The sequence below is a fragment of the Paraburkholderia hiiakae genome (assembly GCF_904848665.1).
Taxonomy (GTDB): domain Bacteria; phylum Pseudomonadota; class Gammaproteobacteria; order Burkholderiales; family Burkholderiaceae; genus Paraburkholderia; species Paraburkholderia hiiakae.
Genome location: NZ_CAJHCQ010000002.1, coordinates 439,444 through 465,305 on the forward strand (window position 1 = coordinate 439,444; position 25,862 = coordinate 465,305).

A 25,862-nucleotide genomic window follows, 5' to 3' on the forward strand; every position below is an offset into this window, starting at 1 on the left:
AGAAACCATGAACCGGACCGGCAAAGCGCCGACTGTCGTCATCGTGCCAGGGCTGCGCGATCACGTCGAACAGCACTGGCAGACGCGACTCGAAGCGCATCTGCGTGCGCAGAACCGGCCCGTTCTCGCGGTGCCTCCGATGGGGCGCGCCGAGCTCGATTGCGCATCACGCATCGAGGCGATCGAAAAAGCCGTGGAGGCCGCTGACTCGCCCGTCATCGTCGTCGCCCATAGCGCCGGCTGCATCATGGTGGCCCACTGGGCCCGGCGCTATCCGCGGGCGATCGGGGGCGCGCTGCTCGCCGCGCCGCCGGACTTCGAAACGCCGATGCCCGAAGGCTACCCGGACCTCGATGCGCTCGGTGCCAATGGATGGCTGCCCGTACCGCGCGAGCCGTTGCCATTTGCCTCGATCGTCGCTGCGAGCCGAAACGACCCGCTTGCCCGTTACCAGCGCGTGGTCGAGATCGCACGCGAGTGGCGCAGTGAACTGGTGGACTTTGGCAATGTAGGTCACCTGAATCCGGCCAGCGGCTTCGGCGAATGGCCGGCCGCCGTCGGGCTGATCGAGTCGCTGGCGCGCCGACGGGCAGCGGGAGCAACCACCGCACTGTGGCACGCCTGACCGGATCGCGGCGCACAGACGAGAGCGAACGCTACGTAGCAAAGGGGCAGAAACCCGGCGCGTGCCGCTCAAGGAAATAATCAAGGAGACGATTGTGGGAATGCAAGCGACTGCCGCCATGGGCGACCCCTACGCGCAAAGGCCGACTGTATCCAGGTCCTACGCCTGGTGTGTCTTTGCGCTGACCTTCGGACTCCTGCTCGCCGACTACATGTCGCGGCAGGTGCTCAACGCCGTGTTTCCGCTGCTCAAGGCGCAATGGTCGCTCACGGATACGCAGCTGGGCTCGCTCAGCGGCATCGTCTCGCTGATGGTTGGGCTGTTGGCGTTTCCGGTCTCGATCCTGGCCGACCGCTGGGGACGCGTGAGGAGCCTGTTCCTGATGGCCATGCTGTGGAGCCTCGCCACGCTGGGCTGCGCGGTTTCGGCAAACTACGGCCAGATGTTCGCGGCGCGCCTGTTCATCGGCGTCGGCGAGGCTGCCTATGGCAGCGTCGGCCTTGCTGTCGTGCTCAGCGTGTTCCCTGCTCACCTGCGCGCGACGCTGTCGGGCTCGTTCCTCGCGGGTGGTTCGTTTGGCTCGATGCTTGGCATGGCGCTGAGCGGCATCGTGGCTGCGCACTTCGGCTGGCGTTGGTCGTTTGCCACCATGGCGGTGTTCGGCTTCGTGCTTGCACTGATCTATCGCGCCGTGGTGACCGAGGAACGCATTGCGCGTTGCCGGACGGCTGTTTCGGGCGCCTCGCCCACAGGCACGCGGCCGCGCTTCACGCCGCGCGAACTGGCACGCGCGCTGTTCGCCTCGAAGTCTGTCGCGTTCGCATACCTCGGTTGCGGCGTGCAGCTGATTCTACCGGGCGCGCTGTTCGTCTGGCTGCCTAGCTACCTCCTGCGCGCCTATCGTCTGCCGCTCGACCGCGCGAGCGTGCTGGCCGCCATTTTCGTGCTGACCTCGGGCGTGGGGCTGATCCTGTGCGGCATGCTGACCGACCGCATCAGCCGTGGCCACCGGGCCCGCAAGTGGATGATGGCCATTGTGTACTGCGCGCTTTCGGGTGCCGCGTTCGCAGGGGCTTTTCAATTGCCGGCGGGGCATCTGCAGTTGGGGCTGATCGGTCTCGGCATGCTGCTCGGCTCGGGCGTGTGCGGCCCGACCGGCGCGCTTGTGGCTGAGCTTACGCCAGCACCGATCCACGCGAGCGCCATGGCGATCTGGGCGCTGGCCAACAACCTGCTCGGCCTCGCTGCGGGTCCCGTCATCACGGGCATGCTCGCGGACCGCATCGGACTGCACGCGGCGCTCGAACTGATTCCATTCGCGACTGTTGTCTCGACGCTTCTTTTCGTCGTGGGCAGGTGGCGCTATCCGCGTGACGTTGCGCGCCTTGCAGGCTAGTTCCGGGACTCGTGGGAGCGACACACTGCCAGGTAGTAAGCAGTGCGAACAGGAAAACAGAAAGCATCAGGTGGTGCCTCATGACGCAGGCAAACAACGCGCTGGCCAGAACCTGATGCCACAGGAGATCTGAGGAGACGAAATGAAACTGAAACTGGGTGCAGTTGCCGTGCTTGCGACCGTGGCAGGTGCTGCACACGCGCAATCATCGGTGACGCTTTACGGTGCGATCGACACGGGCCTGCTCTATCAGAGCACGTCGGCGGCGTCGTACGCGGGGAACGCGAAAAACCTGGGGCATGTCTTTTCGCTGAAGGACGCGGGTATCTACGCGAGCTTCTGGGGTATCAGGGGGACCGAAGATCTTGGCGGCGGCTACAAGGCTAATTTCCGGCTACAAGGCGTGTTCAATAGCGGCACCGGCAAGTTTGGTCTGGCCGATGCGACGGGCGCGACCGCCATCTTCAACATGCAGTCGACAGTGGGCATTTCCGGACCATTCGGCTCTGTCGACTTCGGGCGACAGTACGCGCCGATGATCTTTGCACTGGCCGATACCGATGTGCGCTCGGCGCAGTACTTCGGCAGCGTACTGGGGGCATGGCTCGGCCTGAACCAGGCGGCACACTGGACCGGTACCAACACCAACGTGCCGATCGGCGCGCTGTACGACGATAACGCGATCGTCTATCAGTCGCCAAAGTTCTACGGCGCCTGGCTCGCGCTGGAGTACGCGCCCGGTGGCGTGGCGGGACAATTTCAGGGCGGCACGCGCGAGTCCGCCGTGCTGCGGTACTCGAACTACGGTCTGAATCTCGCGGCGGTGTACTACAGCGGGCATGACACCAATCTTGCTGCCGCCACACCCACTGGCCTCGAGAACAACCGCTTCTACTATTTTGGCGGAAAGTACACGTTCCATGCTCTGAGCGTTTCGGTTGGCTATGGAGTCGGGCAAGATCCGTCGAACCTGAAGTCGGCCGACCTCGAACTCGTTTCGGCTGGGCTCGGCTATCAATTCACGCCATTCTTCAAGGTCACCTCGGGCTTTTACTATATGAAAGACCGAAACGACTCGGCGAATCATTCCAGCGAATTTGCCCTCGGGGCGGAGTACAACTTGTCGAGCCGCACGCTGCTCTACGCACAGGTGGGCCATGTCAACAACCGCGGAACCATGAATCAGGCCATCACCTATGGCGCACCGGTCGCGCCAGGCGTTTCGACGACGGCGGCGAACATCGGCATCCGCCATACCTTCTGAAGACATCAAACGTAAGCGGAGCAAGCCATGGAAAGAAGGGGAATCCTGAGAACTTCGGCCTGCGTGTCGATTATCGCGTTGCTGGCGGCCCTGAGCACCAATACGAGCGCGCAGGCCAGCGGGGCCGAGGCTGCTTCGGCGATGGCACCCGCCGCGCCGACGGCAAGGGAAGTGAGGAGGGCCAACCGAGCGTTGAGCCGCAAGGTCTACGCGGCGCTCGCGAAGCACAAGGAAATCGACGCCGGTAGCATCAGCATCGTCGCGAGAAGCGGTGCGGTTACCCTCAACGGCACCGTCACTGAGTCGTCCCAAATCGGCATGGTGGCGGAGATTGCTAAGGGAGTACCCGGTGTGACGTCCGTGACGAACCGGCTTTCGGTTCAACGGCCCTTCGGCGAATAGAAGGGCGCGGCGCCTTGGACGGCCGTTGCGCTATCCGTGAATCCCCGCGAATGCGCCGAGACTTTCAGCGTGAGCCCGAAACCGTCGATGTTCTTCTTGAGGGACAAGCGAGCCGCCGGTTGTCCAGATGACGTGGGTCGCGCTGCGCATGTCGAGTCCATGTTGATGCGCGTACGCTCTTCCCGCAGCCGATTCGCACAGCCACAGCGGGCCTCCGATGGCAGCAGCGGCCGACGGCTCGATTTCCACCTCTAGCGATGCCTTCAGCGCCAGTAGATGTGCGTAGAGCCGATCGTCGGAAACGGTAAGGACACCGGACAGTTGGCTGGCCATCAACGGACTGACGAGCATGGAGGCCTGTGCCACCGCGAGGCCGTCGGCAGCGGTGCGGTTATCGAGCCCGATGTCGTACACGGACAGCGGTGCGGTGCTGCCGGATGCCAGTTGGACAAGAACGCAGGGTGACGCAACGGGCTCGGCGAAAAAGCAGTGCACGTGCTCGCCAAACAGCGCCTTGAGCCCGAAGGTGATGCCGCCGGGCGCGCCACCCACGCCGCACGGCAGATAAACGAATAGTGGATGCGATGCGTCGACGACTCGTCCTGCATCGGAAAGCTGGCGTGCCAGATAGCGCGCAGCGGCGGCGTACCCGAAAAAAAGCCGCTCGGAGCGCTCGTCGTCAACGAAGTAGCAGCGCGGCGATTCGAGCGCCTCCCTGCGCCCAGCGGCCACCGCTTCGGCGTAGTCGCCCGCGTGCTCGACGACGCGCACGCCACGCTTGCGCAGACGCTCCTTCTTCCACGCCTTCGCATCCGCGGACATGTGGACGACCGCATCGAATCCGAGGGCTGCGGCCATCACGCCGATGCTCAACCCCAGATTGCCGGTACTGCCCACGCTTACCGAATATTGCGCGAACAGGTTGCGTGCCCGCGCTCCGGAACGGATACGGAGGTCTGCATCAGAATCGAGCACGCCATGTTCGATGGCAATCGACTCGGCGAGCGCCTGGATCTCGTGGAAGCCGCCGCGTGCCTTGATCGATCCAGCCACGGGGAGCGCGTCGTCGCGTTTGATGAACCATGCGCCCTTGGCGCTGCTGTCTGCGCCCAGCGCATGTCGAAGCGGATCAGCCGGCATCAGTTGCGACTCAACGTGGCCGCCAGTGGACGCCAGTTCCGGAAACAGCGTTGCCATCAGCGGTGCAAACCGCGCGAGCCGTGCCTCGGCATCGGCGATCAGTGCGGTCGGCGGGGCCGCAGCGGGAAACGCCTGACCAAGCTTTGGGTTCAGCCAGAGCAGGGGCTGCCGTGATTGAACTTCGTGTAGCAGAGCTGGGTCGAGGGGTACGGTTTCCATAAGGCTGGGTTATCCATGTTGTTATCGGGAATGACGTTCATTCTGGCGATAAAATGACCGCCAAAACAGCGATCATTCCTAACGCAAACATTAGCCAGACTTATGCAAACGAAGATTGATGCATCTCTGCTCGGCGCCTTGCGCTGTTTCGAAGCGGCGGGCCGCCTGCTCAGTTTCACCCGGGCGGCCGAGTCGCTGAACCTGTCGCAGAGTGCGGTGAGCCAGCAGATGCGTCATCTGGAGGACCGGCTCGGATATCCGTTGTTCGTGCGCGAGGCGCGCAGCCTCAAGCTCACCCGCGAGGGCGATGCGCTGCTGAAGACCACGGCTCGCGCACTCGACGACATCCGGCAGACGATCCATCGGCTTGCCGTGTCGCAGGCACCGCTGCAGGTCAATTGCCTGCCATCGTTCGCCATGCAGTGGCTCATGCCGCGTCTGAGCGCATTCCTTCAGCAACAGCCCGACGTGCAGGTGCGCCTGATGGCCGAATTTCAGGCGCTCGATCGCCGAGCGATGGATGAAGGCAATATCGATGTGGCGGTGCGTTACGACCCGGTTCAGTACCGGCATGTGCAGTCCGAGGTGCTGATGGACGAATACCTGATACCGGTCGCGACACCCGAATACCTCGAGCAGCATCCGGACTTTGCGAAGGGCGCGTCGCTCGACGGTGTCGTGTTGCTTCACGACGCCTCGCCGTGGACGGGTTCGCGCGAGTTCGACGAATGGCGCATGTGGCTGGAAGCGTTCCATCCCGCCTGGCTCGCCCATCTCGAGGGGCCGCAGTTCAACTTCTCCAGTCTCGCCATCAGCGCGGCATTGAGCCATCAGGGCGTGGCAATGGGACGTACGGCGCTCGTCCACGACGAGATCCGGAACGGGCGACTCGTGGATGTCTTTGGCAAGCACGTGCGCGCATCGGCGCGTTACGTGCTGCTCACGCGGCGGCCCGAGGATCGTCGCGCGGTCGCGTTTGCCACGTGGCTCAGAGGCGAATGCGGCCGGTTCGAAACGGCCCGCACGGCGCTGCTGGTGCCGCACCGGAGAGGGCGTCGCCAGAGCCAGCATGTGTCGTCAGGCAGGGAGGATTCTGCGTAGCGTAGCGACGGGCAGACAAATACCCGGAAAATGCCAAGTTGCGGGTATCGGACTATCTGATCGAAGATGGGCAGATTCGCGTTGATTCGTATTTGCGGCCGGAGATTGCGTTCAACGGTAAGGCTAGGCCGCTCGTCTGGGCAAACGTCAAAACGTGCAGTGCGGTCGTACGCTTTGGCACACCTCGGCTGGACCCAGGTAGCATTCGCTGAATATTCGGGGTATGACCGCCGCACCATCGGTCGATGGATGAGCGGAGCGTCGGTCATTCCGTTGCTTGTTGAGCGGCACCGCGATCTGTTGCTCGCTATTCGTGACCGCTTGCCTTGAAGGCTTGGCCGGCGGCCTCTGGAAGTTTGATCTGTAATGTCAAGATTCGCTAGGTGAACATTTCGGTAAGCGCGCCGGCGCTGCAGTATCCGGCGCCAAGGCCAATGTCCCGTATATGCGAATGGGTCATATCGACCCGCTGCCGCCGGTCGCACTGTCAGGGATTCAAGGGCAGCTAACGGAGTGGTCCGATCATCCAAGCCGACTTCTCAGGGGACGGCAGTTCGGCAAGAGCCGACGCTCGCGGTTGGGAACCCCTGCGGCACCCGTCCGCCGGTTCAGTACAATCGTCCCACTGGGTTCGGTTACTCTTTGAAGCCCAATCTGAGGCGGACCGTTGGAGGTTTGCGATGGCGCGCATGGTGGTGGCGAGCGTTGAACCCCTAACGCGGATGGCGCTGAGTCAGTGGCTCGTCGATGCCGGGCATGAAGTCGTTGGTGAAGCCGAGGACGGCTACAAGGCATATCAGCTTGCGCGCGGGGTTGCCGCCGACGTCATGCTGCTCGACCTCGATCTACCCCGGCTCAGCGGGTTGGAGGTGCTCAAGCGGATCCGCACGCGAAAACTACCGGTTAAGGTAATCATCCTGGGCGCCAGCGCCGCGGAAGCGCTCGTGCAACGCTGCATGGACGCCGACGCGGATGCCCTCGTCCCTCGGAATCAGGACCCGGCAGTACTACACCGCGCAATCGCAGACGCATTGGCGGGCCAGCGTTATTTCCCGCTGCCCGATTCCGCCACGCTCGCCGCCCCGGCCAGCAAGTCACCGTTTGCGCTGCTTTCGGACCGGGAGCTAACCATCCTCAAATACCTCGCGCGCGGCATCCCGAACAACGCGATTGCGCGTGAACTGTCGATCAGCGAAAAAACCGTGAGCGCGCATCGCAGCCATCTGCGGCGCAAGCTGCATGCACGTTCGCTGGTGGACCTTCTGGAGATTGCCAGACAGCACGGGCTCATGGAAAGCGTTGCGCCGGCAAGTGTGAAGCCGTCGCCAGAAATCGATCTTTCGGCGGCCGACATCGATGCCATGCACGGCATGCTCGACGGCGCGCCGCTGCCGCTGCATATCCGCGACCTAGAAGGACGGTTGATCGCCTGCAACGCGGCGTTTCTGGAACTGCACGGCACGACATTCGAAGCGGTCGTCGGCAAACGCATGACAGACGTGGACTGGTTTCCTCCTCATATCGCGCAGTCGTTGCATGCGCGCTATATGAACCGGCTGGCCTCCGGTAGCGCCATGCAGGCGGACGTCGAGATCACGCGCCATGGACAGCGGGTCATCCTGCATACATGGGCCCATCCGTTCCGGAATGCACAAGGCGAACTGCTCGGCGTAGCGTGCGGGTCGGTCGACGTAACCGGCCGCTCCGACATGGCCCGCGCGCTTTGGCTCCAACGCGAGGAAGCGGAATCGGCGAGCCGGCGCAAGAGCGCGCTTTTCCTTGAGATCTGCGCCCAGATGCGTCCTGCCGTGGGCGTGCTATCCGACATGCTGGCCGAATTGCGTGACCGCGGTTCACCCCCTACGTCGAACGAACGCATAGGGGCTGCGGCGGAGGTGATCCATCGACTGAGTGGATTGATCGACGGTATCGAAGACATGATGCGGCTCGAAGAAGGCGAACTGAGTCTGTCGCCACGGTCGACAAACGTTGGTGCCCTGATCGACGATACAGTGACATCACTGACTGAGTACGCGTCCCATCTCGGCGTCGCCTTGCGGTCGCGGACGGATCTGCCTGAGGAGGACATGATGGTCGACCCCGTACATGTCGGACGTCTGCTGCGCGCACTGCTACGTCAGTGCGTCGTCGGCCATCCTGGGGGCGAAGTCGCGATGTCCGCCATGACGGTCACGCGCAGTGACGGCCAGCGTGATATTGCCGTCCAGTTCGACGCCAAACACGGCGACAAGCGCGTAGACCCTCTCGCGGCCCCGGCAATCGAACTCAATCTGTCTTTATGCCGCGCAGCCGTCGAACTGCTCAAAGGCTCCATGCAGCATCGCGCGCCAAGCGCCTTATCCACATCGATCACGCTGCGGATACCCGTACACAAATAAACGTTTCCAGGCGGTCCAGGTGGGCCGCAGTATTTTCCTATGCTAGCCGCAGTGTTCGCCTATAGAACGCTGCCGGTCGCACTCCTATTCTGAACTCGCCGGCCCTTGCGGCCCAGTCAATTGAGCTCAGGAGTGCATCATGACCGCCCGCTTCAACCTTCGCCCACTCACCTTCTGCATCCTGGCCAGTCTTGGCGCCGTCACTTTGCAGGCGCTTGCGCAAACAGATGCGAGTTATATCGCGCACCCCATCAGCACGAATGTGACCGACTGGTCATCCGATAGACAGGCACCGTATGGAAACCTGATCAATATCGGTCAATACGAGGGCCGCGGCAACGTGCTCACGTTCGGCATCGACCCGCCCGCGTCAGTGCATTCGTTCTACAACTGGCAAGGCTATAACACGAGTACGCACGCGGCCGCCGGCAACAGCTTCATCGGTGGCGACCTGTGGGTCAATCCGGCGTGGCAAACGGGCAGCAGTACAGACTATGTCCGCACGGGCATGTGGGGTGCCGCCATGCCTTCGGATACTGTGGCCAGCGGCAAATACGTGGATAGCAAAACGTCCATGCCGATCATGAGCTTCACCAACAAGGATGGCGTCGGACGACTCGAGGTATGGGACACCACGGTCAATCCCGACAGCGGCTGGGTCGATCTGCCCGATACGGCCGGGCTGATCCACTACGGGTCATGGAATGCAATCGACATGCGGCTGCTTCCCGGTGAGGGCAAGATCGAGTATTACCTCAACGGCTCGCTGGTCTATACGTGGGCCAACCCCTCCGGCGATGACGGCAGCCTGCCGCAGCAGTTCTGGAAGATGTATCTGCAGGGACGCAACAACGGTGTGACTTCGTTTCAGACCTACTGGGCGGATCTCGCCTCAGGTGAGCTGATCCAGAGCGGCCAGACGATCGGCAGCACGGGCGGCAACGTGGTTGCGGTGTCCAGCGCCAGCACGCCGCGTACACCCACGCTGGTGGCGGCGGGCGCGCAGATTGGTGGCTCGCTGTCCGCGAAAGGCACGGCCGAAAATCCCGCCGTCGTTGCCTTCCAGGGCGACACGACGATCGGACAATCGGTCGGCGGATCGAACGCCGTGCTGGGCTTTAGCGCCGATCCGTCCCACACGACGCAGATTGGCGCAGACGTATCGCTCGTGCAGTCGACCACGACGGGCGGTTCGGTCGCCAACCCGATCAAGGTCGGCGGCAATGTCAGCGCGGACGCGCATTCTGACATGGGCGGCAACTGGCGCATCGCCGGCGATCTTGTCAGCAGCGGCAATCTGAGCCCCGGCAATTCAATCGGCGTGATCGGCGTAGGTCGCAATTTGACGCTGTCGCCGAGTTCGATGTATGGCGTCGAAGTCACGGCGGCGGGCGCGTCCGACCGCGTGGCTGTCGGCGGCGTGGCGACACTGGCAGGCGGCGTGCGCGTCAGCGCATCCGATGCCTACAAGCTCGGCCACCCCTATCTGATCGTGACGGCCTCCGGCGGATTCGGCGGCACGATGTTCGACGCGTCGCAGGTAACGTGGGATCGCCCCGACTATCTGTTCCTCGCACCGCGCCTGAGCTATGGATTGAACGACGTGAACCTGATCATCGACCGCAACGGCACCTCATACGCGGTTGCCGCGCAGACGGCCAACCAGGCGGCGACCGCGCAGGCGCTCGACACGCTGACATTCGACAACGCCGCGTATGAATCGGTGGCTCGCGCCACCAGCGCGGCGAGCGCCGCACAGGCGTTCGACCAGCTTTCCGGCGAGGCCTACGCAACGGCTAGAACCGCGATGATCGAAGACAGCCGCTTCGTGCGCGACGCGATGAACCAGCGTTTGCGCGACACGGCAGCCCGTTCCGGTAAGGCGACACCTGCCGCCGCCACGCCTGTCGAGGTCTGGACACAAGCGTTTGGCGACTGGGGCAGCATGAGCGGCGGCAACGGCGCCGCGGCGGCGGACACATCGGGGAGCGGCGTATTCATCGGTGCCGACGGCACGATCCGCGACGCCGTCACGATCGGCGTCATGGGCGGTTACAGCCACTCGACGCTCGATCTGAAGACCCGCGCATCCGGCGCGAACAGCGACAACTACCATGTCGGCATCTATGCAGGAACGGACCTGGGCAAGCTCGGCATTCGCGGCGGCGCGGCTTATACGTGGCATCAACTTGCAATGGACCGGTCCGTCGTCCTGCCAGGTTATGCCGACGCGCTCCGTGGCCATTACGGCGGTGCTACCGCGCAGGTCTTTGGCGATGTCAGCTACAAGCTCGGCGCCGGGCCCGTCGTGATCGAGCCATTTGCCAACGTGGCGCTCGTGAACCTGCACACCGATGCGTTCCGTGAAAGCGGAGGCGCCGCGGCGCTGTCTGGTCAGTCCAGCAGCAGCAACACCGCGTTCTCGACGCTAGGCCTGCGCGGCGCATCGGACTTCGCGATCGGCCCGAGCATGTTGACCACCACGGGCACGCTCGGCTGGCGTCATGCGTACGGGACGCTCGTACCCGCGCAAACGATGGTGTTCGCGGGCGGCGCGCCGTACATCGTCACGGGCGTCCCGATCGCCCGCAACGCAGCCGTCGTCGAGGCGAACATCGACGCAATCATCGGGAAGAATGCCAAGGTCGGCGTCGGGTATAGCGGACAGATCGGCGGGGGCAACCAAAGCCATGGCGTCAAGGCCCGCTTCCTCTACCGGTTCTGATCATGGAAACCGTCAGCGAACTCAGATCCGCGCATGAGGCTCTGCGGACTGCAGTGCTCGACATTGCAAACAGACGGGCGGCTTGCCTGAACGAGCTGCCTGTCCGGCGGCGCGCAGCCGCGATTGAAATGTTCGAGCACGGACTCCGATGCGGTCTTTACATGCGTGCCTTTGCGAAAGCCGTACGCGACTGTACCGGCTTGCCCATCGAAGTGAACAACCTCGTCTTTGCGGCCGTCTACCATGACATCGGAAAATTATGCGTCCCTGCCGAACTGCTACTTGCACCCCGCCCATTGACCCCAGACGAGCGAACCATCGTTCAGTCCCATGTCACCTGGGGCCGTGTGCTGGCGCGTCGAGCCTTACGGGCCATGCGTGTACCTGAACCTGCATTGCGGTGTGCAGTTGAAGTGGCCGCGCTCCATCACGAACGATGGGACGGCCTCGGATACGCCCATGCGCTGGTCGGCCAATCGATTCCGTTGGCGGCACGCATGATGGCGATAGTGGACTGCTACGACGTTATCGTCAGCCCCAGGCCGTACAAATCTGCCGGCAGCCACAGCCACGCCTGCGGGATCATTGAAGCCGAAGCAGGGACTGCATTTGAACCTTCACTAGTGGAGATCTTCCTTTCGATTGAACACGAGGTAGAACTCACGAATTCGGCATGGTGGCATTTCCCAAGGGTGGTCCGTGGCCAATGATGACGTATGTTAATTCTGCTACCCGTGTGTGCAGAGGCGCTTGGCGAAGGGCATCCGGCAGGTTGAATCCGCAGAGTAAAGCGGACGGTCGCGGGATGAAATCGTTGGCCCGTACTCGGCCATAACTGCTGCTCGCCACGCTCCACTTACATGACCGCAAGAAGCTGCGAACCGATCGGAGCCGCGTTGGCAGATGTCCTGAAGCGGCTCTGGGTGTTTGTGTTGCGCATCGTTGTGATGGCGACGTTTCCCGTTTCGACCTGGCTGGTCGCCGCGCTCCAGCGCAAGATCAGAGACGATGCGCTGGTGGCGAGGTTGCAGGCCGAGCGGGAGTCTTGCCAGCGGCTACGTCAGCTGAGCCAACAGGCGACACGATCAAGGACGTTCAGTTCGTCGCTTAGCGGCAAAAGGGACCCGCCGTTCGCGGCCAACATCTTGGACAGTCGCATAGACAGCAAACCTGCCTGATGCCCTCTGCGTCGAGTGTGCCTCCAACATACCCACGCTGTAGCGGAAGGCGGATAACAAGGCCCGTTCACCAGCCATACCAGTGCCTCAAACTGCTCATGTCACCATGACGGGGCGGTCAGGCCGGCTCCGGGTCCAGATAGTTGGTTACCGGAACAACAGCAGGTTCCGGCAGATGGTTGTCGGCCTTCGAGCGACTCGAATCAGTCCGCTTCATATCTTCAGTCAGTCGCGCGTCCAGTGCAGTAGCGATCTGCGCGAGCAATTCGGTTATCAGCGTCTGCCGCCTGCGAAATTCAGCACGCCGGTTTGAGGGCACCTCGCTGATGTCGCGATGATGTGGACGAAGCGGCAACACGAACCGCCCATCGACCTCAACGCCACCTGATTCACGCCAGAAGCCGTTATAGTCCGCACTAAACTGAACGGCGGTTGCGGCGGAAACGTGCGTCTCCTTCGTCACACCGGTGAGCGTGTCTACCGCTGCCATCGTGCAGAGTTCGCCAACGGCTTCCATGACAGCGGCCTTCGGTCTCAACCCATGGCATGCGCGCGTAGCGTCGCGCACACGCTCCCGATCCGCCCCGGCTGGCCCTTGCAGGCCGCCGATCAACGCCCCCCGTTTGCCTGAACCGGCGTGCTTTTCGAAACTGATAGTCGCCCACGCAAGATCGACCTGCTCGAATGTGTCGCGCCAGGCGACGGTAAGCAACCCTTCGCGCCAGCAGCGGACCGGCTCGCTCACGACGAGCGCAAACCTTCCACTCGACGCCAAAGTTACGTGTTCCGAATTCAGGTAGAGCCTGCGAACCAGGTCTTCACCAAACAGTTCCCGGACGACTCGGAAATGTCCGCATAGGAGTTTCGCCCGCGAGAAAGCGCGCATATCGGACTGTGCAAAGCAATGAAAGGGACGCTCGAGAAATCGCCTGTTACGGGCAGCAATATCCGCAAGGAGGGAGTTCGTCACCAGTGCCCGCAACCAGATGCGGGCCGCACGTGGATAGAGCAGTGCGTACATGAGTACGCGGACCTGCCGGAAGAGGGCATGAGGAGTCCGCTCTGGGATAGACCTGGACAGCAGGTGGAAAATATCAGCGATCGACACTATTAACCATGACCGATTTTTCGTTTTTATGAATGCCCCAAATACGGAGGCAGCTGCGGAAAATATGGAAGTCTCCGCCGGCGAACTTGTTGCAAGGGCTAACTCCAGGAAAATCCCTGATGCGTCTGAAGAAGTGCCCGACGCCACCGCGCGCAGTACGTCGTGTGGAGTGCCGGCGCTTCAATTCGCGACCAGGGCGCACCCGAATGTCGACGCTGTATCTGTGGATCGGACTATCGATTGAATAGCATTCCTTATCAATAAGGTCGCCTTAGCTGCCGAGTTTCGACAAGCGCTTCGGCTGGATGTCATCGCCCGTCCTTCGGTCAGCGAACGCGAGCGTTCTTCCGAGGATTCGACCGGCTTTGTTTGGTTACAAAAGTTTTCTAAACGTTACGCGATATTACTGGATATTTCATCGAACGCCTAGTATCTGACGAAGATAGTAAACGTCTCACCGAGGAACGCGCCGCGTCATGGAGGGACGGATTGGTGATCGGCTACCAGCCTTTTCTGCCGCGCTCCTGGGCGCCGAACGCAACGCTGCCGCCGGTCCAGTTTCTGGCGGAGTCGAGAGGCAGCAGAGCAGTCAATCAAGCTCGTCAGGATTCACCTTTAGGCACAGTCCTTTGCTGTCACATGCCGAGCGTCCGTTGATGAACGGCGATTCGCCAGGAGGATGAACAAGCCCGGACGCCGTCAGGCGGCGGCAATTACATACGACGCGCAGCAGCGGTATCCGCAAATGAAAAGCAAGAAACGGGACGCACTGACCGTCGATAAATCTGATCATGGCCTCCACACGTAACCAAAAAGGATACAGACATGGAAGCCTCCAAGGTCAGCAGCGGCGGTGACACAACCCTATGTAACGCTTCGACGCGCGGGTGGCTTTCAGTCGCCGCCGTTTCGTTCGGTACATTCGCTCTCGTCACGAGCGAGCTAATGCCAATCGGGCTTCTACCGAAGATCGCGGCCGGCGTGCGTGCGGTCGAAGGCAATGTGGGTCTCACGATCACCATTCCGGGATTGGTGGCAGCGTTCGCCGCCCCTGCTTTGATCGTCGCCTCACGGCGTCTTGATCGGCGTGGGTTGCTTTGGCTGACCACCACGATGTTGATCTTCTCCAATCTGATTGTCGCCTCGGCCGCCCGTCTTTCTACGTTGCTGGCCGGACGTGTTTTGCTTGGGATCGCCATTGGCGGCTTCTGGGCCATCGGCGCAGCAGTGGCGAGGCGACTGGTGCCGCCGGAATCCGCCGGCCGCGCAACGGCGCTGGTGTTCTCCGGTATTTCCGCGGGCACGGTAATCGGATTACCCGCGGGGACGTTGCTCGGGGAACTGTGTGGTTGGCGCATCGCGTTCTCGGGAGCGGCTACCCTCGGCGGCATAGCGCTCGCGGCACAACTCTGTCTGCTGCCGAGATTGGCCGCAACGGACGCCGTCGGTCTGCGGCAATTGCCTGCGGTTGCCCGCATCCCGCGAGCGAGGGTAGCGCTCGTCGCCGTCGCGTTGGTGATAGGCGGTCATTTCATGGCTTATACGTATCTCGCGTCTTTCCTCGAACAGCGGGCAGCGGTCTCGCCGGGAGTGGTTTCCGCTGTGTTTCTGGCCTACGGCCTGGCCGGTTTGGCTGGAAATACCATTGCTGGAGAACTGGTTCAGCGCGACGTACGCAGGGTTCTAACGGGCGCGGGACTGTTGGTGGCAGCGACGATTCTTCTTCTTTCGCTGGTCGGCTCCCGCCCGCTTATCGCCATAGCACTGGTCATTATCTGGGGGTTCGGATTTGGCGCGGTGCCGGTCTCTCTGCAAACGTTGATGTTCATGGCTGCGCCCGCACTCCAGGAAGGCGGTAGTGCGCTATTCGTTTCGACTTTTCAGTTGGCTCTCGCGAGTGGAGCGTTCCTCGGCGGCCTCGCCGTGAGTTCGGGAGGTATTACGGTGGCCACGCTGCTGGGAGGGGCAGCCGTTCTTACGATGCCTGCCACGATCTGGATCTTTGGTAAGTCCGTTTCGCCACGGTAACGATCGTTAGCGCGGGGTGCGTTCGGTCGACAGGACGCCGGTATCGAGGTGATCTGCCATGCAGCCATTTGTAGCTGCACTCATCCATCATTCAGAACAGCATTGAAACGGCACCCGATTGGGCAGTAGTTGGGTCGATTCGTGCCTGAAGCAGTCGGCTCAAGTCGACTGTGGATTCAACCGGTCGAGCGGCGAGCGTGGGGTCGTGCACAATCAAACTAGCGCGGGCATGAATGGCATATCTGCCAGTGAGCCTTCAGGCGCTGCAAGAAGCGCTTGCAGGCGAAGCACTCGTGGAATCGAAGCTGAACACGCGTGGTCGCCGTTTTCTCATCAGGTTCCCTTTTCGTTGTTACTCACCGGGCTGCCAGCGGCCTTCTCATAGCCATCACCCAGTCGACTCCCTTGCCTGCGAGGAAGATCGCGATCAGCGTGGCAAGCATACTTGCCCAGCCGAGGAACGCCCCCGAAACCAGGACCACGAGTGTGTTCAAGAGAAATGAAAGCTGGCCAAAGCTAAAGCGCGGGTACCTGCGAGACAGCACCACACAGACGATATCCATTCCGCCCGTGGATCCCCGGCACATCAGAATGACGGCGATGGCGGCCCCGTTCAACAAGCCTCCGACCAGGGTTCCGAGCACGAGCCCGTGAATGCCCGGCATCGCGCTGAACAGCTTGAGAAAAACCGATATGGCCAAGGTGCCTGCGAGGCTCAGCATCAGGAAACGTAACCCGACTACGCGGAATCCAACGAGGAACAGAGGGATATTGACCGCGAAATAGACGATATCGAATGGCAGGGCAAATTGACGCGATGCGAATGCCAACAGTCCGCCCAGACCGGGAGGCAAAATCTGGTTCGGCTGTAGCAGCACGTAATAGTTAAGGGCGATAACGGCCGATCCGAGTATCACCACGGCTGTCTCGAATCCCGTTCGCCACCAGGTTCCTTGCTCCAGGATCGGCTTATTCATCGCTCGGGTTCGCCAATGGGCGTTCCATATTTAGTTATCCTGTCATCTAGAGGCCGCGCGCACAGGCGGCCCGCATCGCAGTGGGAATGTGGCCGGATAAAGCGCGTGCGCGCCTTATTTCGATCACTGATCCTGGCCGTCTATCAGGACGAAATAGCGCTGTTCAGCGTTGAGAATGAATTCGAGCATGACGGTTCTTGCGCGCTTCGCATCGCGCTCGAGGAAGCTTTCCAGCAAGTCATGCATTCCGCCCAATGCGATCTTCTGGGTGGACGCGTCGGTTAGCGTGAGCGATCTGACTTGTTGCGCGTGGTCCGCAAAACGTCTGATCGTGTCCTGCAACCGACTGTTCTGCACGGCTGAGAGCCAAACATCGCGAAACTCCACGTTGGCAGTGATCATCGCAGCGCGGTCCTGCTTTTCGCAGGCTCGCACGGCTTTCTGGTAAGCACGCTTCAGCGCGCCGTGCTGTTCGTCCGTTAGCGCCGCCGTTGCGCCAGCAGCTGCGCTCGGTTCGAGCAGTCTGCGGACTTCAAAAATCTCATGAATGTCGTCGTTCGTGAGTCTGGGCATGACAAAGCCACGCGTTGTGCCGACCAGGTATCCCTCGTTGACCAGTCGGACAAGCGCCTGGCGAACAGGCATGCGCGTGCAGCCGAAGTCGTCGGCGATTTCATAGTCGAGAATGCGCTCGTTCGTCCCAATATCTCCGCGCTGCAGCCGCGCGCGGACCTCCTGGTAGATCGTCTCAGTCAGCGTCGTCTGTTTGAGCGCAGTTCTAGTGGGCGCTTTCGCAATCTTTTCAACCAGCGTCGTCATGATGGCCGCTTTATAAACTGGATTCAGAATTCGTTCTTTATTCTCGTCCGCTCCAGTCTGGATTGTCAAGGCAGCCGAGAAGCCGGAGAGGCCGACGTCAAACAGCGTTGCGATGTGGTCCCGAAACGCTTGCGGTAAGCCCACCCCATTATTGTTGTTGAGGCAACTTGTTGTGAGCAGATTTCGCCCGTTTTGGCCTGAAAACGGGCGCGTGGTATCAGTGAAAACCCATCCCGGTAAAACCCCGAGTTCGTTATGGATCAAGGCTCTGCCGCGAGTTGGTGCCAGTCCCGGAGCACAGTTCGTTGACATCAAAATATATCCACAGTAATGTTCTTCTCAACCACAAAACTGAATTCAGTTTATGAATTGTCTGAACAATTACGGCTTGACGGATAACCTTGAGCGAGGCGCAAATCCATGCTCTTTCGCTCGCTGAAACCGCTCCTGGCCTGTGACGCGCCAGTTCATTTGATCTGGCTGGCGCTGGGAAGCGTACCGATGGTGGAGTTTGCCGCTCATGCGAAGCCTGGCGCACTCGTTCTCGATCTCCAGCACGGCTTGTGGGAGCGCGGCACGCTTGAATCGGCAATTGGCGCGGTTGGTGCGCAGATCCCGGTGATTGCCCGCTGCGCGGAGAATTCGCACGGCGCCATCGCACAGGCGCTGGACGCAGGCGCCGCTTCCGTACTGGTGCCGCTCGTCGAAACCACGGACGACGCGCGCAGGGCCGTACTCGCGGGACGTTACCCGCCAATGGGAAAGCGCTCTGCCGGCGGCGTGCGGCCATTGCTGGCGGGTCTCGAAGCGATGCGGGCCGCCGATCGCGACGTGGCAATCGGACTGATGATCGAAACGGCCGAGGGAGTCGAAAACGTCGAAGCCATCGCGGCCATTGAGGGCGTCGATTATCTGTTCATCGGCACGGGCGATCTTGCTCTTTCGCGCGGCACCCACGATAGCCAGGTCATCAACCGCGACTGCGAGCGCGTGCTGCGTGCCGCCGCGGCAAACCGTTTGCCGTGCGGCATCTTCACCGGCAACGCACGTGCAGCAAGTCAGGCTGTCGAGAGCGGATACCCGATGGTCGTCTGCGCCAACGACATTGACCTGGTAAAGCTAGGTTTCCTCGCGGCACGAGAAGAAGCGTGCCGCTCGTCGGACGACCGAAGCCATTCATTTTGATCGGACTCCAAAGGGATGACGATGAATATCACGAGCCCAACGATCTTGGCGATGCCTGATTCGCCCATTATCGACGTCTGGCGTCTAGGAATCGGCCGGAATGACGTCATAGGTCTGTGGGCGGGCGAGAGTGATCTGCCGACGCCGCAGGCGTTTTGTGACGCGGCAAGTCGCGCGCTGGCAGCCGGAAAGACTTTTTACTCGGCCAATCGCGGCATTTCTGAACTGCGAGATGCGATTCGCGCGTACTACACCCGGTTGTGCGCAATAGACGTCGAAGACGAGCGAATCGCCGCCACTTGCGGCGGCATGAATGCAGTCATGCTTGTCGCGCAAGCGATCATTGAGCCGGGCGACAACGTGGTGTGCGTGACGCCGTCGTGGCCCAATATTCTGCGCGCCGTGACGATCGCCGGTGGCGACGTTCGTAGCGTGCCGCTCGACTACAGCGATGATGGATGGCATCTCGACCTGCAGCGGCTGATCGACGCTTGCGACGCTCGCACGAAGGCAATCTACTACGCGTCGCCGGGCAACCCGACGGGCTGGATGATGGAACGCGACCAGCAGCGGCAGTTGCTCGAATTCACGCGTTCGCGAGGAATCGCGATCCTGGCCGACGAGGTGTACCAGCGCATCGTCTATGACCGCCCGTATGCGCCTTCGCTGCTGGAAATCGCGTCTCCGGATGACCCGGTTTTCGTGATCAACAGCTTTTCCAAAGCGTGGCTCATGACCGGCTGGCGCATGGGCTGGCTCGTGTACCCGCGCTCGATGCTCGACACATTCGAGAAACTAATTCAGTTCAACACGAGCGGAGGTCAGGCGTTCCTGCAGGCGGGGGCGGCAGCGGCCCTCAACGAGGGCGAGGCCGTCGTCGAAGCGTTCGTGTCGCGCTGCCGCGGCGGAAGGCAGATCGCACTCGATCGTCTGCACACTTTCGAAGGGCTGCACGTGGTGCCGGCCAGCGCTTCGTTCTATCTCATGTTCAGTATCGACGGAGTCACCGACACGCTCGAGTTTTGTCGGCGCGCGGTGCACGAAGCCGGCGTAGGGCTTGCGCCGGGCATCGCATTCGGCAGGGAGTCGGCGCACCAGATCCGGCTGTGCTACGCGCGCAGCGACGCCAGCCTGATCGAAGCCCTGGACCGACTTGATCCGCTGTTGCGCAACAGGCACTAGACCAGCCCGCGCAACCGGAATTTTGCCGCATTCACGTTCGGCGATCGCCGCCGGGCAGTTTCCCACCCAAAGAAGAGAGAAAGCTCTAATCATGCAACGCAAACTCCACGCCGCGATAGCCACTCTGGGGATCGGATTGACGGGCACGGCCTTCGCGCAAAGCTCCGTTACGCTGTACGGCATCGTCGACCAGAGCATTCGGTTCACGAACAATTCGAATGCGGCGAACGACAACCAGGTGCAGTTGACCAACGGCGCGATTACCAATAGCCGCTGGGGTTTGAAGGGAGAGGAGGACCTGGGTGGTGGAATGAAGGCGGTGTTCCGTCTCGAAAGCGGTTTCGATCCGCAAACCGGCGAACTCAACAGCGGACGGCTGTTCGGCCGCTACGCCTACGTGGGCCTGTCGAGCAAACTTGGCACCTTCACCCTTGGCCGGCAGGGAACGGAGGCGTTCAACTTCTTCGGTGACTTCGATCCGCTGACCGTCGGCAATTACACGGCGAACTCGTGGCCCTTCTTCATGACGGTCGGCCGGATCGACAGCGCCGCGACCTACGCGGGTCAGTTCGGCGGGCTGCATCTTGGCGCGACCTACGGGTTCGGTCAGCAACCGGGCAGCCTCAGCAAGAACTCGTCCTGGAGCGTGCGCGCCTCATACGACCTCGGTCCGGCGAGCTTCGGCGGCACGTATCAGGAAACGCGCGATCTCAGCAACAACATCCAGCGCATGTGGGGTCTCGGCGCGAAGTATGCCGCCGGCCCGGCCACGTTGTTCGCCGGGTACATGGGCGGCCAGGACGGCACGGGATTCGTCGATGAATCGCTCAACGATCCGAGCCGCACCGTTGCCACCGGCTCGTTCTCTGCCAACCAGCGTCGCGACATGACGCTCTATACGGGCGCAACTTATCAGGCCACGCCAGCGCTGGCGCTCACGGGCGCGTTCTACTACGACGACATGCATAACCTCAACGGTTTCGCCGGCAACAACGGCGAGCGGTATACCGGCGTGCTGCTGGCCGAGTATTCGCTGTCGAAGGCCACGCAGGTCTACGGAACCGTCGACTACAACCACGTCTCGGGCGGCGCATATACCGAACTGCCGGGCAAGAACAACCAGACTGGTGTAGCGGTTGGCATCCGCCACATGTTCTGACGCGAATCTCTAGTCACACTGAAAGGAACCCATACATGACTCATCCCGCCGATTCCGATCGCTCAGGGTGGCTGCTTTACCACTCGGTCGGCATGTTTCCGGGGCAGGAGGACGCGGTTCGCGCTGCGCTCGACGCCTTTGCGTCCAGCTGGTGCCGCCCCGACCTCAAACGATGGGACTACGGTCTCGAAGCTCGCCGTCAGGTGCTCGATCAATGGGCCACGCTGGTCAACGCTCCGCAACACGCCGTTTTTGCTTCGGAGAACGTCACTGACGCGTTCGCGCGCTTTGTCGGCGCGCTCGGTCGCGGACGTCTGGCTGGCCGTCGCGTGCTGATCGCCGGGGACTGCTTCCCGAGCCTGCACTACATGCTGCGCGGACTCGAGCCCGTGCTCGGCTTCACGCTCGATACGGTCCCGCTCGCGCCGGGCGCCGCCTACGTGACCGACGACGAATTCATCGCCCATTGGCAGGAAGACGTGGCGCTCGCGATCATCACCTGGGTTACGTCGACCTCTTCGAAGCGCGCGGATGTTGCGCGGCTCGCTGCCCACGGCCGCGCGCAGGGCAGCCTGATTGCGGTCGATATCACGCAGGGCGCGGGCATTCTCGATTTCGACGTCACGCAGCCAGCCGTAGATTTTGTCGCCACCACGACGCTCAAATGGCTGTGCGGCGCGCCGGGCACCGGGCTCGCGTATCTCGACCCGAAGCTCATCGACAGCGATATGAAGCCGCTCGTGCAAGGCTGGTTCAGCCAGCCCGATCCCTTCAATTGGGATCTCACGCGCTTCTCACTGGCTCCTGACGCGCGGCGCTTCGACGGCGGCACGCCATCGTTCTTGCCGTTCGTCGCGTCGAGCCCTGGACTCGCGTGGCGACTCTCGCCTGCGGCGGTCGGTATGCGTGAACACAACCTTGCGCTGTCGCGCGGGCTGATTGCGCTCGCCGACGCAAAGGGATACCGCGTGCGCTCGCCGCGCGACGACGCACAGCGCGGTGGCAGCGTGATGGCGGATCTGCCCGCTCACGTCGATCCGCAGGAGCTGGAGGGCGTCCTGGCGAAGCACGGGGTCCTGGTCGATACGCGAGGCAGTACCGTGCGCATGTCACCGGGCATGCTGACCACGCGTGGCGTGCTCGATACTTTGGCGACGTTGCTCCCAGAAGTCTGATCCGCTTGCGAAATGCAAATATCAAGGAAATAACGACATGGAAGAGACAAACATTACCGCGCGCGAAAAGGGCTTGCACAAAGCCTTGACGCAGCGGCAGATCACGATGATCGGCATCGGGGGCGCAATTGGCACGGGCCTGTTCATGGGCAGCGGCATCGCGATCGGTTACGCGGGTCCTGGGGTGCTCATCAGCTACGCGATCGCCGCGCTGATCGCCGTGATCATGGTGTTCAGCCTGGCGGAGATGGCCGTGGCGCACCCGACCGCCGGTTCGTTCGGCACGTACGCGGAGATGTACCTGAGCCGCGGGGTTGGCTTCGTCGTGCGCTACACGTACTGGATCATCGAAGTGGTCGCTGTCGGCGGCGAAGCGATCGCCGTTGGCGTCTATATGGGCCTCTGGTTCCCGGGCATCCCCGTGTGGATGTGGTCCATAGCGTTCGGCATCGCGCTGGTCTATATCAACTGCCGGTCGGTGACCAACTTCGGCTCGTTCGAGTACTGGTTTGCGTTGATCAAGGTGGTGGCGATTCTCGGCTTCATCGTGGTCGGGCTCGCGCACGTGTTTGGTATCGGAACGGGAACGCCCGCAGTTGGCCTGCACAACCTGACCGGCTTGCCGGGTGGCTTCATGCCGCATGGCTTCAGCGGCGTGTGGATGGGCGTGCTGATGGCGATCTTCTCGTTCTACGGCGTGGAGATCGTGGCCGTGACCTCGGGCGAAGCGCAAGATCCGTCGCGCGCCATTCCGCATGCCCTGCGCTCGATGGTGCTGCGCCTCACGCTCTTCTACATCCTCGCGCTCGGCATCATGGTCGCGTACCTTCCGTGGACCGAAGCCGGTGCGAAGGTGGTGCAGCAAAGCCCGTTCGTGAAGCTCTTCGCGCATGCAGGGATTGCGCACGCGGCAGGGCTGATGAACTTCGTGGTGATCACGGCGGCGCTCTCGAGCATGAACACCAACATCTACCTGTCCTCACGCACGTTGTTCTCGCTTGCGCGCGGCGGCTACGCACCGCGTTGGCTCGGCTCGCTGACTGCGAACGGCACGCCGCTCGTCGCCACGCTCATCTCGGGCGCCGGCATTCTGGCAGCGGCAGCGGTGTCTTTCTTCAGCCCGCTCGCGTACAACTATCTGTTCGGTATTGCCTTGTTCGGCGGCATCTTCGTGTGGATCGTGATCCTGGTTACGCATCTGCGCTTCCGTCGTGCATGGCGTGGTCGCAAGCTGCCGGTGCGCATGCCGCTGTTCCCGATCGCCCAGATCACCGGTATTGCATTGCTGAGTGCGATTCTGATCACGATGGGTCTGGATACCGAATTCTGGAACATCTCCTGGATCGTCGGCGTGCCCTGGCTGATCGTGGTTTCCGTCGTGTACCTCGTCTACCGCAAGCGGCTCGCGCAATCGGTGGTCGCTAACACCGCCAGCGCCTGAGCGTCATGAGGGCCGGGTTGTGCAACACGCACAACCCACTGGAAAGGGCCTGTCAACAGGCCCTTCCTCGCAGCGCGCATGCGGTGACATGGCTTCAAAGAACCGTGTCGGTTCGGATCACCCAAAAGGAACACCATGGCCGAGCGGTCATTTGTAGAGGAAGTGAAGAAGCTGCGCCTTCAGGCCGGCGACGTTTTCAGCGGCGAGGGAATTCTCGCCGTGACCAAGGCGCTGCTGGAGTCCGGCGTGGCGTATGTGGCCGGCTATCAGGGCGCGCCGATCTCGCATCTGATGGACGTGCTGGCCGATGCTCAGGATATCCTGAGCGATCACGGTATCCGTTTCGAGAACAGCGCGAGCGAGGCGACAGCCGCCGCGTCGCTGGCTGCTTCGGTGAACTATCCGCTGCGCGGCGCGGTGACGTTCAAGGCGACGGTCGGCACGAATGTCGCGTCGGACGCGCTTGCGAATCTCGCATCGGGCGGCGTGAAGGGCGGCGCGCTCATCATCGTCGGCGAAGACTACGGCGAAGGCTCATCGATCATGCAGGAACGCAGCCACGCATTTGCGATGAAGTCGCAGATCTGGCTGCTCGACCCGCGCCCGAACTTGCCATGCATCGTTCAGGCGGTGAAAGACGGCTTCGATCTGTCCGAGGCGAGCAACACGCCCGTCATGCTGCAACTGCGCATTCGCGCGTGCCATGTGCATGGGCAGTTCGTCGCGTCGGATAACCGCGTCTCGACTTTCTCGATCAAGGACGCACTCGAAAAGCCTGAGCGCGATGTCAACCGCATCGTGCTGCCGCCCGCAAGCTTTCTGCATGAGCAGGAGAAGGTCAAGCATCGCTGGCCGGCAGCCGTGAAGTTCATCGAAGAACGGCAGCTCAACGAATTTTTCTCTGCCGACGCCGCCGACATCGGGATCGCCGTGCAGGGCGGCAGCTACAACACGGTGCTGCGCGCGCTGGAACGTCTGGATCTCGCAGACGTCTATGGCGAATCGAAGATCCCGCTTTATGTCATGAACGTGGCCTATCCGCTCATCGACTCCGAGTGGCAGCGGTTTTGCGCAGGCAAGCGCGCCGTGCTCGTGATCGAAGAAGGGCAGCCGAACTTCGTCGAGCAAAACGCCGGTGCGATTCTTCGCCAGACGGATTGCACGGCGATGCTGCACGGCAAGGACATGTTGCCGCTTGCCGGCGAGTACAACACGGCCACTGTGTTGAAGGGACTGCGAACGTTTTTCGAGCGCTATGGCGTGCTCGCGCCCGAGCCGGCTGCGCCCGCCACGCGCAAGGTGATTCCGCTTGTGGCTGCACCGGCGGATCCGGTGCCTGCTGCGGATGCGCCATTGCCTGCCGCCGAGCAGGTTTCCCCGCTCGACGACAATGTGCACGCACGGCCTCCCGGATTCTGTACCGGTTGCCCGGAGCGGCCGATCTTCACGGCGATGAAGCTGGTCGAGCGCGAACTCGGACCGCGCCATGTGAGCGCCGATATCGGCTGCCATCTGTTTTCGATCCTGCCGCCGTTCAATCTCGGCAGCACGACAATGGGCTACGGTCTCGGTGGCGCGAGCGCCGCGGCACTGAACGTGCCAGGGGGCAAGCGAGCGATCTCGGTGATGGGCGACGGTGGGTTCTGGCACAACGGTTTGACGAGCGGAATCGCAAACTCCGTCTTCAACAAGAGCGACAATCTGACCGTTATCGTCGACAACAGCTATACGTCCGCAACGGGCGGCCAGGACATTCTCTCGTCGACGGCTCTGAATCCGACGCGCAGCACCGGGCACGAGATCGAACGTGCCGTGCGAGGCGTCGGGGTGAAGTGGGTCCGTACGATTCGTCGTACGTACGATCTGAAGTCGATGATGGCGAGCTTGAAAGAAGCGTTGACCACCGGCGAGAAAGGACCGAAGGTGCTGATCGCGCAAAGCGAGTGCATGCTTAACAAGCAGCGCCGTGAAAAGCCGAAGACGCGCGCAGCAATAGCCGCTGGCGAGCGCGTAGTGCGTGAGCGTTTTGGCGTCGACTCCGATACCTGCACGGGCGACCACTCGTGTATCCGCCTTTCGGGCTGTCCGTCGCTTTCGGTCAAGCCCAATCCCGACCCGCTGCGCACCGATCCTGTGGCGACGGTGCTCGATAGCTGCGTGGGCTGCGGGCTGTGTGGGGAAGTGTCCCATGCAGCCGTGCTGTGCCCGTCGTTCTATCGCGCGCAGATCGTCAGCAACCCGACCCGCATGGACCGGCTGCGCCAGCGTATCCGCGAAGGTCTGATCGGCTGGCTGCAGCGACGCGACGCCGCGCGTCGTGCCCGCTTTGCCTTTTGATA

Annotated in this window: 20 protein-coding genes; 16 read left to right on the plus strand and 4 right to left on the minus strand. The window is 62.0% G+C overall.

Features of this window, described 5'->3' with window-relative positions:
• The first annotated feature begins 7 nt into the window (after positions 1 to 7).
• The 4 genes from JMY28_RS05920 (at position 8) to JMY28_RS05935 (ending at position 3,687) form a co-directional block, all read left to right on the plus strand.
• Positions 8 to 625: an RBBP9/YdeN family alpha/beta hydrolase gene (locus JMY28_RS05920; RefSeq protein ID WP_201694949.1), complete on the plus strand. Its 618-nt coding sequence runs from the start codon at positions 8 to 10 to the stop codon at positions 623 to 625.
• 100 nt (positions 626 to 725) lie between these two features.
• Positions 726 to 2,021: an MFS transporter gene (locus tag JMY28_RS05925; protein ID WP_201694950.1), complete on the plus strand. Its 1,296-nt coding sequence runs from the start codon at positions 726 to 728 to the stop codon at positions 2,019 to 2,021.
• 142 nt (positions 2,022 to 2,163) lie between these two features.
• Positions 2,164 to 3,285, plus strand: coding sequence for a porin (locus JMY28_RS05930; RefSeq protein WP_201694951.1), 1,122 nt, complete (start codon positions 2,164 to 2,166; stop codon positions 3,283 to 3,285).
• 27 nt (positions 3,286 to 3,312) lie between these two features.
• Positions 3,313 to 3,687 carry a BON domain-containing protein gene (locus JMY28_RS05935; protein WP_201694952.1) on the plus strand — a complete coding sequence of 125 codons (375 nt, stop codon included), beginning with the start codon at positions 3,313 to 3,315 and terminating at the stop codon, positions 3,685 to 3,687.
• A 30-nt stretch (positions 3,688 to 3,717) separates the two neighbouring features.
• Here the strand turns inward: JMY28_RS05935 and JMY28_RS05940 are convergent, their stop codons facing one another.
• Positions 3,718 to 5,046, minus strand: a complete 1,329-nt coding sequence (locus JMY28_RS05940; protein ID WP_201694953.1) for a D-serine ammonia-lyase — start codon at positions 5,044 to 5,046, stop codon at positions 3,718 to 3,720.
• A gap of 102 nt (positions 5,047 to 5,148) precedes the next feature.
• Between JMY28_RS05940 and JMY28_RS05945 the strand changes: the two genes are divergently transcribed.
• The 5 genes from JMY28_RS05945 (at position 5,149) to JMY28_RS05970 (ending at position 12,449) form a co-directional block, all read left to right on the plus strand.
• Positions 5,149 to 6,147, plus strand: coding sequence for a LysR substrate-binding domain-containing protein (locus tag JMY28_RS05945; RefSeq protein WP_201694954.1), 999 nt, complete (start codon positions 5,149 to 5,151; stop codon positions 6,145 to 6,147).
• 680 nt (positions 6,148 to 6,827) lie between these two features.
• Positions 6,828 to 8,546 carry a LuxR C-terminal-related transcriptional regulator gene (locus JMY28_RS05955; RefSeq protein WP_201694956.1) on the plus strand — a complete coding sequence of 573 codons (1,719 nt, stop codon included), beginning with the start codon at positions 6,828 to 6,830 and terminating at the stop codon, positions 8,544 to 8,546.
• 139 nt (positions 8,547 to 8,685) lie between these two features.
• On the plus strand, positions 8,686 to 11,271 hold the full coding sequence (locus JMY28_RS05960) for an autotransporter outer membrane beta-barrel domain-containing protein (protein ID WP_201694957.1): 2,586 nt from the start codon (positions 8,686 to 8,688) through the stop codon (positions 11,269 to 11,271).
• A gap of 2 nt (positions 11,272 to 11,273) precedes the next feature.
• Positions 11,274 to 11,981 carry an HD-GYP domain-containing protein gene (locus tag JMY28_RS05965; protein WP_201694958.1) on the plus strand — a complete coding sequence of 236 codons (708 nt, stop codon included), beginning with the start codon at positions 11,274 to 11,276 and terminating at the stop codon, positions 11,979 to 11,981.
• Between the two features lie 150 nt (positions 11,982 to 12,131).
• Positions 12,132 to 12,449, plus strand: coding sequence for a hypothetical protein (locus JMY28_RS05970; RefSeq protein WP_201694959.1), 318 nt, complete (start codon positions 12,132 to 12,134; stop codon positions 12,447 to 12,449).
• A 118-nt stretch (positions 12,450 to 12,567) separates the two neighbouring features.
• On the opposite strand, the gene JMY28_RS05975 is transcribed toward JMY28_RS05970, so the two are convergent.
• Complete coding sequence (locus JMY28_RS05975; RefSeq protein WP_328809376.1) at positions 12,568 to 13,704, minus strand: VirK/YbjX family protein; 1,137 nt, start codon at positions 13,702 to 13,704, stop codon at positions 12,568 to 12,570.
• 678 nt (positions 13,705 to 14,382) lie between these two features.
• Here JMY28_RS05975 and JMY28_RS05980 point away from each other — a divergent pair.
• On the plus strand, positions 14,383 to 15,585 hold the full coding sequence (locus tag JMY28_RS05980; RefSeq protein ID WP_201694961.1) for an MFS transporter: 1,203 nt from the start codon (positions 14,383 to 14,385) through the stop codon (positions 15,583 to 15,585).
• Between the two features lie 356 nt (positions 15,586 to 15,941).
• Here the strand turns inward: JMY28_RS05980 and JMY28_RS05985 are convergent, their stop codons facing one another.
• Positions 15,942 to 16,562 (minus strand): YitT family protein, encoded by a 621-nt coding sequence (locus JMY28_RS05985; protein WP_201694962.1) that lies wholly within the window; start codon positions 16,560 to 16,562, stop codon positions 15,942 to 15,944.
• Positions 16,563 to 16,685: 123 nt separating this feature from the next.
• Positions 16,686 to 17,645 (minus strand): GntR family transcriptional regulator, encoded by a 960-nt coding sequence (locus tag JMY28_RS05990; RefSeq protein ID WP_201694963.1) that lies wholly within the window; start codon positions 17,643 to 17,645, stop codon positions 16,686 to 16,688.
• 156 nt (positions 17,646 to 17,801) lie between these two features.
• On the opposite strand from JMY28_RS05990, the gene JMY28_RS05995 reads away from it, so the two are divergent.
• From JMY28_RS05995 to JMY28_RS06020, 6 genes are all read left to right on the plus strand, one after another.
• Positions 17,802 to 18,566: an HpcH/HpaI aldolase family protein gene (locus JMY28_RS05995; RefSeq protein WP_201694964.1), complete on the plus strand. Its 765-nt coding sequence runs from the start codon at positions 17,802 to 17,804 to the stop codon at positions 18,564 to 18,566.
• A 21-nt stretch (positions 18,567 to 18,587) separates the two neighbouring features.
• Entirely contained in the window at positions 18,588 to 19,748 is a 1,161-nt protein-coding gene (locus JMY28_RS06000) for a pyridoxal phosphate-dependent aminotransferase (protein ID WP_268960620.1), read from the plus strand.
• A 91-nt stretch (positions 19,749 to 19,839) separates the two neighbouring features.
• Positions 19,840 to 20,907: a porin gene (locus JMY28_RS06005; RefSeq protein ID WP_201694966.1), complete on the plus strand. Its 1,068-nt coding sequence runs from the start codon at positions 19,840 to 19,842 to the stop codon at positions 20,905 to 20,907.
• 35 nt (positions 20,908 to 20,942) lie between these two features.
• The gene (locus tag JMY28_RS06010) at positions 20,943 to 22,082 is read left to right on the plus strand and encodes an aminotransferase class V-fold PLP-dependent enzyme (protein ID WP_201694967.1); all 1,140 of its coding nucleotides are present in this window, start codon (positions 20,943 to 20,945) and stop codon (positions 22,080 to 22,082) included.
• A 37-nt stretch (positions 22,083 to 22,119) separates the two neighbouring features.
• Complete coding sequence (locus JMY28_RS06015) at positions 22,120 to 23,523, plus strand: amino acid permease (protein ID WP_201694968.1); 1,404 nt, start codon at positions 22,120 to 22,122, stop codon at positions 23,521 to 23,523.
• Between the two features lie 135 nt (positions 23,524 to 23,658).
• Positions 23,659 to 25,860, plus strand: a complete 2,202-nt coding sequence (locus tag JMY28_RS06020; protein ID WP_201694969.1) for a thiamine pyrophosphate-dependent enzyme — start codon at positions 23,659 to 23,661, stop codon at positions 25,858 to 25,860.
• The last annotated feature ends 2 nt before the right edge of the window (positions 25,861 to 25,862 follow it).

Excerpts from the sequence above, each read along its gene's own strand:
- JMY28_RS05995 (WP_201694964.1), top strand. The coding sequence starts at position 17,802 with ATGCTCTTTCGCTCGCTGAAACCGCTCCTGGCCTGTGACGCGCCAGTT.
- JMY28_RS05965 (WP_201694958.1), top strand. The coding sequence starts at position 11,274 with ATGGAAACCGTCAGCGAACTCAGATCCGCGCATGAGGCTCTGCGGACT.
- JMY28_RS05940 (WP_201694953.1), bottom strand. The coding sequence starts at position 5,046 with ATGGAAACCGTACCCCTCGACCCAGCTCTGCTACACGAAGTTCAATCA.
- JMY28_RS05930 (WP_201694951.1), top strand. The coding sequence starts at position 2,164 with ATGAAACTGAAACTGGGTGCAGTTGCCGTGCTTGCGACCGTGGCAGGT.
- JMY28_RS06010 (WP_201694967.1), top strand. The coding sequence starts at position 20,943 with ATGACTCATCCCGCCGATTCCGATCGCTCAGGGTGGCTGCTTTACCAC.
- JMY28_RS05920 (WP_201694949.1), top strand. The coding sequence starts at position 8 with ATGAACCGGACCGGCAAAGCGCCGACTGTCGTCATCGTGCCAGGGCTG.
- JMY28_RS06015 (WP_201694968.1), top strand. The coding sequence starts at position 22,120 with ATGGAAGAGACAAACATTACCGCGCGCGAAAAGGGCTTGCACAAAGCC.
- JMY28_RS06020 (WP_201694969.1), top strand. The coding sequence starts at position 23,659 with ATGGCCGAGCGGTCATTTGTAGAGGAAGTGAAGAAGCTGCGCCTTCAG.
- JMY28_RS05925 (WP_201694950.1), top strand. The coding sequence starts at position 726 with ATGCAAGCGACTGCCGCCATGGGCGACCCCTACGCGCAAAGGCCGACT.
- JMY28_RS06000 (WP_268960620.1), top strand. The coding sequence starts at position 18,588 with ATGAATATCACGAGCCCAACGATCTTGGCGATGCCTGATTCGCCCATT.
- JMY28_RS05935 (WP_201694952.1), top strand. The coding sequence starts at position 3,313 with ATGGAAAGAAGGGGAATCCTGAGAACTTCGGCCTGCGTGTCGATTATC.
- JMY28_RS05970 (WP_201694959.1), top strand. The coding sequence starts at position 12,132 with ATGACCGCAAGAAGCTGCGAACCGATCGGAGCCGCGTTGGCAGATGTC.
- JMY28_RS05960 (WP_201694957.1), top strand. The coding sequence starts at position 8,686 with ATGACCGCCCGCTTCAACCTTCGCCCACTCACCTTCTGCATCCTGGCC.
- JMY28_RS06005 (WP_201694966.1), top strand. The coding sequence starts at position 19,840 with ATGCAACGCAAACTCCACGCCGCGATAGCCACTCTGGGGATCGGATTG.
- JMY28_RS05955 (WP_201694956.1), top strand. The coding sequence starts at position 6,828 with ATGGCGCGCATGGTGGTGGCGAGCGTTGAACCCCTAACGCGGATGGCG.
- JMY28_RS05980 (WP_201694961.1), top strand. The coding sequence starts at position 14,383 with ATGGAAGCCTCCAAGGTCAGCAGCGGCGGTGACACAACCCTATGTAAC.
- JMY28_RS05945 (WP_201694954.1), top strand. The coding sequence starts at position 5,149 with ATGCAAACGAAGATTGATGCATCTCTGCTCGGCGCCTTGCGCTGTTTC.
- JMY28_RS05985 (WP_201694962.1), bottom strand. The coding sequence starts at position 16,562 with ATGAATAAGCCGATCCTGGAGCAAGGAACCTGGTGGCGAACGGGATTC.